The sequence below is a fragment of the Pseudomonas sp. ML2-2023-6 genome, from assembly GCF_037055265.1.
Taxonomy (GTDB): Bacteria; Pseudomonadota; Gammaproteobacteria; order Pseudomonadales; family Pseudomonadaceae; genus Aquipseudomonas; species Aquipseudomonas kulmbachensis.
In genome coordinates, this window is record NZ_CP146347.1 from 4,909,195 (window position 1) to 4,923,358 (window position 14,164).

At 60.0% G+C, this 14,164-nt stretch carries 9 protein-coding genes; 5 read left to right on the plus strand and 4 right to left on the minus strand.

Annotated features, from left to right (window positions below):
• The first annotated feature begins 12 nt into the window (after positions 1 to 12).
• From nagA to nagE, 4 genes are read left to right on the plus strand one after another with little or no spacing between them, the layout of a single operon-like run.
• Positions 13 to 1,119: an N-acetylglucosamine-6-phosphate deacetylase gene (nagA, locus tag V6L79_RS22780; protein ID WP_321834430.1), complete on the plus strand. Its 1,107-nt coding sequence runs from the start codon at positions 13 to 15 to the stop codon at positions 1,117 to 1,119.
• Positions 1,100 to 2,122: an SIS domain-containing protein gene (locus V6L79_RS22785; RefSeq protein ID WP_261739518.1), complete on the plus strand. Its 1,023-nt coding sequence runs from the start codon at positions 1,100 to 1,102 to the stop codon at positions 2,120 to 2,122. Before nagA ends, V6L79_RS22785 begins: the two co-directional genes overlap by 20 nt.
• Positions 2,123 to 2,157: 35 nt before the next feature.
• A complete protein-coding gene (gene ptsP, locus V6L79_RS22790) occupies positions 2,158 to 4,674 on the plus strand; it encodes a phosphoenolpyruvate--protein phosphotransferase (RefSeq protein WP_338579541.1) in 2,517 nt (838 codons plus the stop codon).
• Between the two features lie 28 nt (positions 4,675 to 4,702).
• A complete protein-coding gene (gene nagE / locus V6L79_RS22795) occupies positions 4,703 to 6,397 on the plus strand; it encodes an N-acetylglucosamine-specific PTS transporter subunit IIBC (RefSeq protein WP_338579542.1) in 1,695 nt (564 codons plus the stop codon).
• 98 nt (positions 6,398 to 6,495) lie between these two features.
• Here nagE and V6L79_RS22800 read toward each other — a convergent pair whose 3' ends face one another.
• Together V6L79_RS22800 and purL are read right to left on the minus strand one after the other, a co-directional pair.
• Positions 6,496 to 6,807 carry a YqfO family protein gene (locus V6L79_RS22800; RefSeq protein ID WP_261739521.1) on the minus strand — a complete coding sequence of 104 codons (312 nt, stop codon included), beginning with the start codon at positions 6,805 to 6,807 and terminating at the stop codon, positions 6,496 to 6,498.
• A gap of 20 nt (positions 6,808 to 6,827) precedes the next feature.
• On the minus strand, positions 6,828 to 10,724 hold the full coding sequence (purL, locus tag V6L79_RS22805) for a phosphoribosylformylglycinamidine synthase (protein WP_261739522.1): 3,897 nt from the start codon (positions 10,722 to 10,724) through the stop codon (positions 6,828 to 6,830).
• 285 nt (positions 10,725 to 11,009) lie between these two features.
• On the opposite strand from purL, the gene mltF reads away from it, so the two are divergent.
• Positions 11,010 to 12,467, plus strand: a complete 1,458-nt coding sequence (gene mltF, locus V6L79_RS22810; protein ID WP_261739523.1) for a membrane-bound lytic murein transglycosylase MltF — start codon at positions 11,010 to 11,012, stop codon at positions 12,465 to 12,467.
• A 168-nt stretch (positions 12,468 to 12,635) separates the two neighbouring features.
• Here mltF and pdxJ read toward each other — a convergent pair whose 3' ends face one another.
• Together pdxJ and recO are read right to left on the minus strand one after the other, a co-directional pair.
• Positions 12,636 to 13,379: a pyridoxine 5'-phosphate synthase gene (gene pdxJ / locus V6L79_RS22815; protein WP_338579543.1), complete on the minus strand. Its 744-nt coding sequence runs from the start codon at positions 13,377 to 13,379 to the stop codon at positions 12,636 to 12,638.
• A 50-nt stretch (positions 13,380 to 13,429) separates the two neighbouring features.
• Entirely contained in the window at positions 13,430 to 14,119 is a 690-nt protein-coding gene (gene recO, locus V6L79_RS22820) for a DNA repair protein RecO (protein ID WP_261739525.1), read from the minus strand.
• Positions 14,120 to 14,164 lie beyond the last annotated feature (45 nt).

A 14,164-nucleotide genomic window follows, 5' to 3' on the forward strand; every position in this document is an offset into this window, starting at 1 on the left:
AGAGGGCTGCTCATGCTCGAAGACAACATCCTCACGGCCCACGGCTGGGTTCGCGGCTACCTGCGCCACGAAAACGGCAAAGTGGTCGGCATCGAAGGCAGCCCCTGCAACCCGGCAGATAACGATTTGCCGTACCTGCTGCCCGGCTTTATCGACTTGCACGTTCACGGCGGTGGCGGCAAAGACATCATGCAAGGGGCGCAAGCCTTCGACACCATCACCCGTACCCATCTGCGCTTTGGCACCACGGCCTTGCTGGCAACCACCATGACCGCGCCGAATCACGACATCAGCCGCGTGCTCGGCGCCCTCGGTGACTTTTGCCAAACTCGCCCGAGCGGCTGCGCCCGCGTCCTCGGCGTGCATCTCGAAGGCCCGTTTATCAACCCTGGCAAACTCGGGGCACAACCCAACTTTGCGCACACCGCACTGATGGCCGAAGTCGAGGATTACCTGAACCTGGCGCCGATCAAGGTCATCACCATAGCGCCTGAAATTGCCGGGCATATCGAACTGATCGGCACACTCAGCGCCCGCGGCATTCGCATGCAACTGGGCCACACCCTGGGCAGTTATGAAGAGGGCGTGGCCGCACTGGATGCCGGTGCCAGCAGCTTTACCCATTTGTATAACGCCATGAGCCCGCTGCATCACCGCGAGCCCGGCATTCTGGGCGCGGCCCTGGCTCATGCGCGCTTTGCCGAGTTGATTCCTGACTTGTTGCACGTGCATCCCGGCGCCATCCGTGCCGCCTTGCGAGCGATCCCTTGCCTGTACTGCGTCACCGACTCGACCGCTGCCACCGGCATGCCCGATGGTGAATACCAGCTGGGCAGCCACACCGTCACCAAGTGCCTGGGCGGCGTGCGCCTTGCGGATGGCACGTTGGCAGGCAGCACCCTGACGATGGATCAGGCGCTGCGCAATCTGGTGAAAATTGGTCTGCCGCTGGCCGAAGCCTCGCAGCGTCTGTCGCAGTTCCCGGCCGATTACCTCGGCCTTGAAGATCGCGGGCGCTTACAGCCCGGTAGCTGGGCTGACTGCGTGCGCCTGGATCGCTCATTGAACATCACTGCCGTCATGGTCGAAGGAGAAGCGCTTGACTTCCAAAATGCTTGAAGAGGCCCAAACCGCGTGCAAAGCCGTCGAATGCCAACTGCTCAATCTCGACCCGGCCCTGACCGACCTCGCACGCGAACTGCGGGCCAATCCGCCCGATGTGGCCATGACCCTCGCCCGCGGCAGCTCTGACCATGCCGCCAGTTACTTTGCCTATCTGACCATGCAGCACCTGGGCGTGCCCGTGGCGTCGTTGCCGATGTCAGTGGTGACCTTGCGCCAGTCACCACTGCGGGTGAAAGGCCAGGCGGTGTTTGCCTTTTCCCAGTCTGGCCAAAGCCCCGACATCATCGACAGCCTGAGCTTGCTGCGCGAACGCGGCGCCTTGAGCGTAGCGCTGGTGAATGCCGAACACTCACCGCTGGCAGACGCCAGCGCATACACCCTGCCCTTGTGTGCTGGCGCCGAACACAGTGTCGCCGCGACCAAGAGCTTTATCGCCACCCTGAGCGCCAGCGCCAGGCTGGTTGCGTACTGGGCCAATGACCAAGCCTTGCTCGAAGCCGGCAACCTCCTGCCCGCAGGCCTGCGCGACGCCTGTACACAGGACTGGAGCAAAGCCATCGACACCCTGCGCGACGCCCAGCGACTGCTGGTGATCGGCCGGGGCGCAGGCTTCGCCATTGCCCAGGAAGCGGCGCTTAAATTCAAGGAAACTTCGACGCTGCAGGCAGAAGCCTTCAGCAGTGCCGAAGTGCGCCACGGGCCCATGGCTCTGATTGACGAAAATTACCCGCTGCTGATTTTCGCCCCGCGTGGCGTGGAGCAGGCAGGCTTGCTGACCCTGGCCCGCGACATGCGCCAACGCGGCGCCCGTGTATTGCTGGCGGCACCCGATGACGTGGCCGAACGCGACCTGACCTTGAGCCAGGCAGCGCACCCGGACCTGGACCCGATCCTGGCGATCCAAAGCTTCTATGTGATGGCCGCAGCCTTGGCCGAAGCCCGAGGGCTGGACCCCGATCAGCCGCGCTTCTTGAGCAAAGTGACCCGTACCCACTGAGTTGTCCTCCCCGCAGGTTTAATGAGTATCGCGCCATGCACAATAATAAGAACCTCACCCTCAGCGCGCCGCTTAGCGGTCCGATCATCAAGCTGGCCCTCGTACCGGATGCCGTATTTTCCAGTGGCATGATGGGCGACGGCATTGGCATCGACCCTCTGAACGATTGTTTGTATGCGCCCTGTGACGGGGTAGTGGTGCATGTCGCCAAAACCGCCCACGCCCTGACCATACGCGCTGAAAACGGTGCCGAACTGCTGCTGCATGTGGGGCTGGACACCTTTGATCTTCAGGGCGAAGGTTTTCAGCTGCTGGTGGAAAACGGCGCCCGGGTCAGTAACGGCCAACCGCTGCTGCGCTTCAACCCCGATCAAATCGCGCAACGCTGCAAAAGCCTGATCAGCCTTCTGGTGCTGACCAACGGCGAGCATTTCGAACTGCACCCCCCGCAACATGACACGGCTCTGGCAGGCGAGGCGTTGTTGCATATCGTTGCGCGTACCAGCGCTGCCCCGGTTGGCGGCGCTGGCAGCACCAGCCAACAGGCCCAGGGCAGCGTGCGCATAACCCATCACGGTGGCCTGCATGCGCGACCTGCCGCGCTGGTGCGCCAGACCGCTCTGGGTTTCAAGAGCCTGGTGCGCTTGCACATAGGCGCCAACTCAGCCCCATGCGACAGCATTGTGCGGCTGTTGGCACTGGGCATCTGCGAGCAGGATGAGGTTCAGGTCAGTTGCGCAGGCGAAGATGCCGACGCCGCGCTCCAAGCCGTTTTGGCGGTACTGGGCAAAGCTCAATCGGCTCCGGCACCTGCCCGACCCGCACTTGCCCCGACACCGATCCGGCCACTCAATCCGCCGGGCCAGCTTAACGGGGTATGTGCTGCGCCCGGACTGGCGAGCGGCCCGCTGTTTTATTTGTCCGGCGTACAACTGCCGCCCGACCTCGGCAACCATGTTCCCGAGCAACAATTGCTGGCGCTCAATACTGCCCTGGATCAAGTGCGCGCAGAGATCCGGCTGACCCTGAGCGCCGCACGCGAGCAACACAACTGCGATGAAGAAACGATTTTCGCCACCCACCTGGACCTGCTCGAAGACAGCGCACTGCTGCAAGCCAGCCACGTCGCCATCGCCCAAGGACATGACGCAGCCCATGCCTGGAGCGATGCCATCGAGCAGCAATGCACGATCCTGAAAAGTCTGGGCAACACCCTGTTGGCCGAACGCTCCAACGATTTGCACGATCTTCAACAGCGGGTACTGCGGGCCCTGCTGGGTGAGAGTGGGCATTGCCAGTTGCCGCCGGGGGCCATCGTCGCAGCCCATGAGCTGACCCCTTCCGACCTGTTGATGCTTAGCGCACAGAACGTGGCCGGGTTGTGCATGGCGGCAGGCGGTGCCACTTCCCATGTGGCGATTCTGGCTCGCGGCAAAGGCTTGCCTTGCCTGGTTGCCTTGGGCCCCGATGTATTGGATTTACCCGCAGGCCAGGAAGTCATACTCGACGCCGACAATGCTCGCCTGGAATTGACCCCGACCACGGAGCGCGTCGAACAGGTGCGCCAAACCATACTCGCCCAACAGCAACGGTTTTCCCGTCAACAACTGCATGCCCGTGAGCCCGCCATGACCTGCGACGGGCAACACATCGAAATTGCCGCCAACGTCGCTTCCAGCCACGAAGCCGCCAGCGCCCACGCCAATGGTGCAGACGGCGTGGGCTTGCTGCGCACTGAGTTCCTGTTTGTCGATCGTACTACCGCCCCCAATGAAAAAGAGCAGATTGCAGCCTACCAGGGCGTACTCAATGCCATGGGCGACAAGCCGGTGATCATCCGCACCATTGACGTAGGCGGCGACAAACAACTCGACTACCTGCCGCTACCCGTCGAGGCCAACCCGGTCTTGGGCTTGCGCGGTATTCGCCTGGCGCAACTGCATCCCCAGGTACTCGACCAGCAATTGCGCGCCCTGCTGCAAGTCAGCCCAGTGCAGCGTTGCCGCATCCTGCTGCCGATGATTACCGAAGTCGACGAGCTGCTGCATATCCGTCGGCGCCTGGATGCCTTGCGCGTTGAAATGGGCCTGAGCCAGCGTCCGGAACTGGGCGTCATGATTGAAGTACCGGCAGCGGCCCTGATGGCTGAGCAATTGGCCGAACATGCGGACTTTCTCTCCATCGGTACCAACGACTTGTCGCAGTACACCCTGGCGATGGACCGCGACCACGCAGGGCTGGCCGCCCGTGTCGACGCCTTGCACCCGGCGTTGCTGCGCCTGATCGCCCACACCTGCGCCGGTGCTGCAAAACACCAGCGCTGGGTAGGCGTATGCGGTGCGCTGGCCAGTGACCCGCTGGCCACACCGGTCTTGATCGGCCTGGGGGTTCGCGAACTGTCGGTAAGCCCGCTGCAAATCGGTGAAATCAAGGCCCGGGTTCGTCAGCTGGATGCCGGGATGTGCCAAACGTTAAGCCAGACCCTGCTGAACATGAGCAATGCCGCATCGGTACGCGAGGCCTGTCGTCAGTACTGGCCGCTGTGCGACTAACAACAAAAACAACGACGGAGAATCCCTCATGTATCAATATTTCATCGAAGGTCTGCAACGGCTTGGCCGGGCGTTGATGTTGCCGATTGCGATCCTGCCCATTGCCGGGCTGTTACTGCGCCTGGGCGACACCGACTTGCTCAACATCGCAATCATCCACGATGCGGGCGGCACCATCTTTGCCAATCTGGCGTTGATTTTTGCCATCGGCATTGCCGTGGGCTTCGCCCGCGACAACAACGGTACTGCCGGGTTGGCGGGAGCTATCGGCTACCTTGTGCTGGTATCGACCCTCAAGGCGCTGGACCCCAATATCAACATGGGCATGCTGGCAGGGATCGTCAGCGGCCTGATGGCAGGCGCGCTGTATAACCGTTTCAAGGACATCAAGCTGCCGGAATACCTGGCGTTTTTTGGCGGCCGGCGTTTTGTACCGATTGTCACCGGGTTTGCGGCCGTGGCCCTGGGAGCGTTGTTTGGCCTGATCTGGCCGCCTATTCAGGAAGGCATCAACAGCCTGGGTGTCTTGCTGCTCGAAAGCGGCAGCCTCGGCGCGTTTATTTTCGGTGTGCTTAATCGACTGCTGATCGTGACCGGGCTGCACCATATCCTCAACAATATGGCCTGGTTCGTGTTCGGCAGCTTTACCAACGACGCCGGACAAGTCGTGACCGGGGATCTGAGCCGCTACTTTGCAGGCGACCCCAATGGCGGGCAATTCATGACCGGCATGTTCCCGATGATGATGTTCGGCCTGCCGGCTGCTTGCCTGGCGATGTATCGCAACACGCTGCCAGAACGACGCAAGTTGATGGGCGGGATTTTCCTGTCGTTGGCACTGACGGCATTTTTAACCGGCGTCACCGAACCCATTGAATTCGCCTTCATGTTTCTCGCGCCTTTGCTCTACTTGCTGCATGCACTGCTGACAGGCCTGTCGATGGCTATCACCAACCTGCTGAATATCCATTTGGGCTTTACCTTTTCCGGTGGGGCCATCGACATGCTGCTGGGCTGGGGCAAGTCGACCAATGGCTGGATGATCTTTCCAATCGGGCTGGCGTACTTCGGCATTTATTATCTGGTGTTCGATTACTGCATCCGCCGCTTCAAACTCAAGACCCCGGGCCGTGAAGACAACCCCGTGGCAGAAACCGCCGGCCTCTGCGAAAACCAGCGCGCCAAAGCCTATATTCAGGCGTTGGGCGGCCCGGACAATCTGATCACGGTTGGCGCCTGTACCACGCGCTTGCGCCTGGAACTGGCCGACCGCAGCAAGGCCGTCGACAGCGAACTCAAAGCCCTGGGCGCCATGGGCGTGATGCGCCCCGGCCGAGCAGGCAGCCTGCAAGTCGTGGTTGGGCCAATGGCAGACAGCATTGCCGATGACATTCGCCTGCAGCTAACGCAAGTCAGTCATTCGCCAGCTGCCAGTACCGTGCAAGCCACAACGGTTGAGCCGGTGCAAAAAATCGAACCCGAACACGCACAAAGATGGCTGACCGCACTGGGCGGCAGCAGCAATGTATTACGCGTTGAATGCGTAGCCATCACCCGCTTGCGGGTCAAGCTTGGGGAAGAGTGTTTGCTGTCAGAGATGCAGCTCAAGGCTTTGGGCAGCCAAGGCATCAGCCAGCACGCCGATGGCGTTTGGCATGTGTTGGTAGGGGAACAGGCAGGCAGGTTGAGCGAGGTGTTGGGGCAGTTGATCAAGCCCCTGTAGCCGCTGCCGCAGGCTGCGATAAGGGTCGAAGGACCTTCAAAAAACCAAGGCTGCTTCGCACCCTATCGCAGCCTGCAGCAGCCGCTACATATCAGGGTTTACAAATCCGCCAAACGCCACACTTCATAAGCAGGCGTTTCATACGGGTGGCTGTGCTTGAGCGCAGCCACCACGGCGTGAATCAGGTCATCGGCGACGACCAGCTCAACCTTCCATTCCCCTACATACTCGACCTGACCGGTTTGCCCGAGAAACGGCTGACTGCCGTCCAACGCGCGAAACTGGCCCTGGCCCAATGTCTGCCAGGCGCAGTGATCATAGGTCCCGATTCGACCGCCACCGGCAGTGAATACGGCATCCTTGACCACTTCGACATGGCTCGGGGGAACGAAAAAGCTGAGCTTGTACATCGTCTTAATCCACCCTGTTCTTAATTTACCCAAGCACGAGCGTTACGGAACATGCGCAACCAAGGCGCATCTTCGTTCCACTCTTCTGGACGCCACGAGTTCTGCACGGCGCGGAATACACGCTCAGGGTGCGGCATCATGATCGTCACACGGCCGTCACGACTGGTCAGACCGGTAATCCCGCGCGGCGAGCCGTTCGGGTTGGCCGGGTAGTTTTCAGTCACCTTGCCGTGGTTGTCGACGAAACGCAGCGCCACAGAACCGGACAGGTCCGCTTGCAGCATGGCTTCTTCACTGGCGAACTCGGCATGGCCTTCACCGTGCGCGATAGCGATTGGCATGCGCGAACCGGCCATGCCCTGCAGGAAGATCGAGTTCGACTCCTGTACTTGAACCATCGCCACACGGGCTTCGAACTGCTCGGAGCGGTTACGCACAAAGTGCGGCCACAGCTCGCTGCCCGGGATCAACTCGCTCAGGTTGGACATCATCTGGCAACCGTTACACACACCCAGGGAGAAGCTGTCGGTACGCTCGAAGAAGCTCTGGAACGCATCACGAGCACGGGCATTGAACAGAGCCGACTTGGCCCAGCCCTCACCGGCACCCAGTACGTCGCCGTAGGAGAAACCACCGCAGGCAACCAGGCCCTTGAACTCGTTCAGGTCGACACGGCCAGCCAGAATGTCGCTCATGTGCACGTCGATCGCGTTGAAACCGGCACGGTCGAATGCCGCCGCCATTTCAACCTGACCGTTGACGCCCTGCTCACGCAGTACGGCCACTTGAGGACGAATGCCTGTCTTGATGTACGGCGCGCTGATGTTCTCGTTGACATCAAAGCTCAGCTTGGCGCTCAAGCCTGGGTTGTCTTCTTCCAGCAGTACGGCGAATTCTTGCTCGGCGCAATCAGCGTTGTCACGCATACGCTGGATCTGGAAGCTGGTTTCAGCCCACTGACGTTGCAGCAGACGACGCTGACCTTCAAACACGGTCTCGCCGTTGAATTCGATGCTCACATCGTCACAGTTGCGCGGCTGGCCAATGACCGACACGCAGTCGCCCAGACCGGCAGCGCTGAACTGCGCAAGGATATCCGCCATCGAGTCCTGACGAACCTGGATCACCGCACCCAACTCTTCGTTGAACAGGATCGCAGGAATGTCAGCGGCAGTTTCAGCCAGACCGTCGAGCACCAGGTTGACACCGCAATGACCGGCAAACGCCATTTCCATTACGCTGGTCAGCAAACCACCGTCGGAACGGTCGTGGTAAGCCAGCAGGTGGCCATCGGCATTCAAACCCTGGATTACGGCGAAGAAGGCCTTGAGGTCTTCTGCGTCATCAACGTCTGGAGCATGCTTGCCCAACTTGCCGTAGGTTTGCGCCAGGATCGAGGCACCCATACGGTTTTGGCCGCGACCCAGATCGATCAGAACCAGATCGGTCAGGCCTTTGTCCATGCGCAGTACCGGGGTCAGGGTCTGGCGAATATCGAGCACCGGTGCAAAACCGGTAACCACCAGCGACAGCGGCGAGGTCACGGTTTTGTCCGTGCCCTCTTCGCTCCAGCGGGTTTGCATCGACATTGAGTCCTTGCCCACCGGAATGGTGATGCCCAGCTCAGGGCACAATTCCATACCGACTGCTTTTACGGTGTCGTACAGACGGGCATCTTCGCCCGGGTGACCGGCAGCCGACATCCAGTTGGCCGACAGCTTGATATCGCTGATCTTGCCAATGCGCGAAGCCGCAATGTTGGTCAGGGTTTCGCCGATAGCCATGCGGCCCGATGCAGGAGCATCCAGCAGTGCCAGCGGAGTACGCTCGCCCATCGCCATCGCTTCACCGGTGTACACGTCGAAGCTGGTGGCGGTGACGGCAACGTCAGCCACTGGCACTTGCCACGGACCAACCATCTGATCACGAGCAACCAGACCGGTAATGGTGCGGTCGCCGATGGTGATCAGGAAGCTTTTGCTTGCCACGGCCGGGTGATGCAGAACGCGTTCAACGCACTCGCCGATGCTCAGCGCAGCTGGATCGAAGTCATCGCCTAGCTCTTGCTCACGCACTGCCGAACGGTGCATGCGCGGAGCCTTGCCCAGCAACACTTCCAGTGGCATATCCACCGGGCTGTTACCGAAGTGGCTGTCAGTGACCGTCAGTTGCGGCTCGGCAGTGGCTTCACCGACTACGGCAAACGGGCAACGCTCACGTTCGCAGATCGCCTGGAAGCGGTCGAAGTCTTCGACGCCCACGGCCAGAACGTAACGTTCCTGGGATTCGTTGCTCCAGATTTCGTGCGGGGCCATGCCCGGCTCGTCATTTGGAATGTTGCGCAGTTCGAAACGGCCACCGCGATCGCCATCATTCACCAACTCAGGGAAGGCGTTGGACAAACCACCAGCACCCACGTCGTGGATAAAGCTGATCGGGTTCTTGTCACCCAACTGCCAGCAGCGGTCGATCACTTCCTGGCAACGGCGTTCCATTTCCGGGTTTTCGCGCTGTACCGAAGCGAAATCCAGGTCAGCCGAGCTTGCGCCGGTAGCCATCGAGGAAGCAGCGCCGCCGCCCAGGCCGATCAACATCGCCGGGCCACCGAGCACGATCAGCTTGGAGCCAACGGTGATTTCGGCTTTCTGTACGTGTTCGGCGCGGATGTTGCCCATGCCACCAGCCAACATGATTGGCTTGTGGTAACCACGGACTTCTTCGCCACGCGGGGTGGTGATGGACTGCTCGAACGTTCGGAAGTAGCCGGTCAGAGCCGGACGACCGAATTCGTTGTTGAATGCAGCGCCGCCCAGCGGGCCTTCGATCATGATGTCCAGCGCGGTAACGATGCGCTCAGGCTTGCCGTACGGCACTTCCCACGGCTGTTCAAAGCCCGGGATCTGCAGGTTGGATACGGTAAAACCGGTCAGGCCGGCCTTTGGCTTGGCGCCACGACCGGTTGCGCCTTCGTCACGGATCTCGCCACCGGAACCGGTCGCTGCACCCGGGAACGGGGCGATCGCGGTTGGGTGGTTGTGGGTCTCAACCTTCATCAGGATGTGAACAGGCTCCTGCACCGCACCGTACTGGCGGGTATCAGGATCCGGGAAGAAACGCCCGGCAACACTGCCGACGATGACCGAAGCGTTGTCCTTATAAGCAGACAGAACGCCTTCGCTGTGCATCACGTAGGTGTTCTTGATCATGCCAAACAGGCTTTTTTCCTGGCTTTGACCGTCAATATCCCAACTGGCGTTGAAGATCTTGTGGCGGCAATGCTCGGAGTTGGCCTGGGCAAACATCATCAGTTCGATGTCATGCGGGTTACGGCCCAAACCGTTGAAGGCATTGACCAGATAGTCGATTTCGTCTTCGGCCAGCGCCAGGCCCAACTCGATGTTGGCTTTTTCCAGCGCGGCGCGACCGCCACCCAGCACGTCAATCGCAGTCAGCGGCTTGGGTTCGGCGTGACTGAACAGACCGGCAGCCTGTTCCAGGTTACCCAGCACGATTTGCGTCATGCGGTCATGCAATGCAGCGGCTATCAGTTCAGCATCAGCGTCGCTGAATTGACCGGCAACGTAAAACGCAATGCCGCGTTCCAGGCGCTGGATTTTAGCCAGGCCACAGTTACGGGCAATGTCGCTAGCCTTGCTGGACCAAGGGGAGATGGTGCCAAACCGCGGCAACACCAGGAACAATCGGCCACTCGGCTCTTGGACCGGCACGCTTGGGCCGTACTTCAGGAGACGAGCCAGTACCTGCTGTTCATCGCTGGTCAGCTCACCGGTGGTATCGGCAAAGTGGGCGAATTCAGCATACAAACCAGTGACAGCCGGAACCTTGAGGCTCAGTTGTGCAAGGAGTTTGCTGTGGCGAAAGGCAGAAAGGGCAGGAGCGCCGCGCAGGATCAACATCTTCGGGACAGCCTCGGGAGGGGTATGCTTTGAGGCCCGGCATTCTAGCCTAAACCGTTCGCCACGGCACCCGAAACGGCACACCTGAAGCACACCAAACGTCACTAATCGACCAAAGCCTTATTCTTTATGGCTATCAGCCGCTTGGCGAATGCTCACTTATGATCTTTAAACATTGACGCAACCCCCATTCCACAAGGGTTTCAGCTATTTTGACGGCTATTATCAGAACCTTCGAAAATTGTCGAGATATGGCACCTGCGCTGCTTTGCGTATACTGCGCGGATGTTTTCTCTAACTGATATCCGCCAGCGTGGAGCCAGATGGCTCCTCGCAACCGGACTCTTCCTGATGCTCGGTGCCTGCGTTGAAAAACCCAGCACCCTTGAGCGCGTAAAGGAGGATGGGGTACTGCGGGTGATTACCCGTAACAGCCCCGCGACCTACTTCGAGGATCGCAATGGCGAAACCGGCTTTGAATACGAGCTGGTGAAACGCTTTGCCGACGATTTGGGGGTAGAGCTGAAAATCGAAACAGCTGACAACCTGGACGACATGTTCAATCAACTGGGCCAGCCTAACGGCCCGGCTTTAGCTGCTGCCGGTCTGGTCAGCAGCGAGAAGCGCCTGCAACAAGCCAAGTTTTCTCACCCGTACCTCGAAGTCACACCGCAGATCATCTATCGCAACGGACAATCGCGCCCCACGTCCGCTGCCGATCTGGTCGGCAAGCGCATCACCGTCATGAAAGGCAGCTCCCACGCCGAACAGCTCGCCGAACTCAAAAAGCAATATCCCGGCATTGAATACGACGAATCCGATGCCGTCGAAGTCGTCGACTTGCTACGCATGGTGGATGAGGGTCAGATTGATCTGACACTGGTCGACTCCAACGAAGTGGCCATGAACCAGGTGTACTTCCCCAATGTGCGCGTGGCGTTCGATCTGGGGGATGCCCGCAGCCAGCGCTGGGCGGTCGCGGCAGGTGAAGACAACAGCCTGCTCAACGAGATCAATGCGTACCTGGACAAGGTCGAAAAAAACGGCACCCTGCAACGCCTCAAAGACCGTTACTACGGGCACGTGGATGTACTTGGCTATGTCGGCGCCTACACTTTCGCCCAGCACTTGCAGCAGCGTCTGCCCAAGTACGAAAAGTTCTTCAAGGACGCCGCCAAAAAAGAACAGATCGACTGGCGGCTGCTGGCCGCCATGGGTTATCAGGAATCCTTGTGGCAACCCGCCGTTACGTCCAAAACAGGCGTTCGCGGCCTGATGATGCTGACCCAAAACACTGCGCAGGCAATGGGTGTATCCAATCGCCTGGACGCCAAACAAAGCATCATGGGCGGTGCCAAATACCTCGCGCTGATCAAGAGCGAGCTCGACAGTGATATTGAAGAGCCTGACCGGACCTGGTTTGCGCTGGCGGCCTATAACGTTGGCGGTGGCCATCTGGACGACGCACGCAAGCTGGCCAAGAAAGAAGGCCTGAACCCGAACAAGTGGCTGGACGTGAAGAAAATGCTGCCTCGCCTTGCGCAGAAGCAGTGGTACAGCAAAACCCGCTACGGCTATGCCCGAGGCGGCGAGCCAGTGCACTTTGTGGCCAACATCCGTCGTTACTACGACATCCTGACATGGGCTACACAACCGCAACTTGAAGGCGATCAGGCCGCTGACAGCAAGCTGCACATCCCCGGTGTCGACAAGACCAAGCCGAAGGAAGAGCCGCAGCTCTGACAAAAAGCGTCATTTCGTAGCAGCTGCCGAAGGAACGAGGCTGCGTTCGGCGGCGCAGCCGTCGTGAAACCTGAATAACTCGATATATCTGACACATTTAGGCGTCTAATTTGCGACGACTACGTCGCCGAACGCAGCCTCGTTCCTTCGGCAGCTGCTACAAGGGGATTAAGCCTTCGCCGCCGCCAGGATCAGCGCTTTCATCTCGGCCACAGCTGATTTGAAGCCCACAAACAATGCGTGCGCCACCAGCGCATGGCCAATGTTCAACTCGTTGATGCCCTTGATCGCAGCCACTACCTCTACGTTGTGGTAGTGCAAGCCATGACCGGCATTCACGATCAACCCCTGAGCCAGGCCAAACGCCACACCATCGGCCACACGCTGCAGCTCCTCAGCCACTTCGGTCGGGGTTTGTGCATCGGCATAACGACCGGTGTGCAGTTCGATAGCGGGCGCGCCCACGCGCTTGGACGCTTCTATCTGACGCTCGTCCGCATCGATAAACAGCGAGACTTCACAGCCGATTTTAGCCAGACGATCAACCGCCGCCTTGATCCGCGCTTCTTGCCCGGCAACATCCAGACCACCTTCGGTGGTCAGCTCCTGGCGCGTTTCAGGCACCAGGCAGATATGCGCCGGGCGAATGCGCTCGGCAAATACCATCATCTCTTCGGTTACGCCCATTTCGAAATTCATGCGCGTTTGCAGCACATCCTTGAGCAGCAACACATCACGCTCCTGAATGTGCCGGCGGTCTTCGCGCAGATGCACGGTGATGCCATCGGCGCCCGCCTCTTCCGCGTCCAACGCAGCCTTGACCGGATCAGGGTAACGCGTGCCGCGTGCCTGACGCAGCGTAGCTACGTGGTCGATATTCACGCCGAGAAGAATGCGGTTGCTTTGGGTCACAGGGGCTCTCCTGAAGAGTTGAAGATTCGGCGCACAGCATACCGGTCTATTCAGGGCTTGCGAAACAACTCACGACTGGCCAGCGGCTTGCCAGCCAAATGAACGGCCAGTGCCTGACGCATCAGGCGCTTGGCGGCCGATAATGCGCCAGGCGCAGCCCAGTCCGCCTCGGCCATCGCATGCAGCTGCGCGCCATGAAACAGCCCCGGCTGTTGCAGCCAAACCCGCTCCAGCCCTGCATCAACCTGCAGGCGGTACATGCCATCGGCCTCTACCGGTTCGCCGTGAATATCGACGCTCAGCGAAAAGCCGTAACCCAGATCGTCCAGCAAACGCCATTCGAACGCCCGCAGCAAAGGCTCCAGCGGTCGGCCTTCGGCCAACGCCAGCAAGGTCGCTGCGTAGTGATCAAATACAGCAGGATGAGGGTCTTCAGCCGGCAACAGCCGAATCAGCAATTCGTTGAGATAGAGGCCGCTGAACAGCGCTTCGCCATTGAGCCAGGTTGAAATCCCGGCGCTTTCCATGCGCCCGACGTTTTTCAGCTCGCCACGCCCACGAAACTCGATTTCCAGCGGAACAAAGGGCCGCGCCAACGTACCGGCCTTACCCCGCGCACTGCGTAACACCGCCCGCAGACGTCCTTGAGGCGTGATGAAATCAACCAGCGCGCTGGTTTCACGATAGGGTCGACTGTGCAGGACGTAGGCGAGCTGGGGGACGATGGGCTTGCTGGACATGGAGTTTTGTATACGCCTGAAATCACCGTGGGAGCGAGCCCGCTC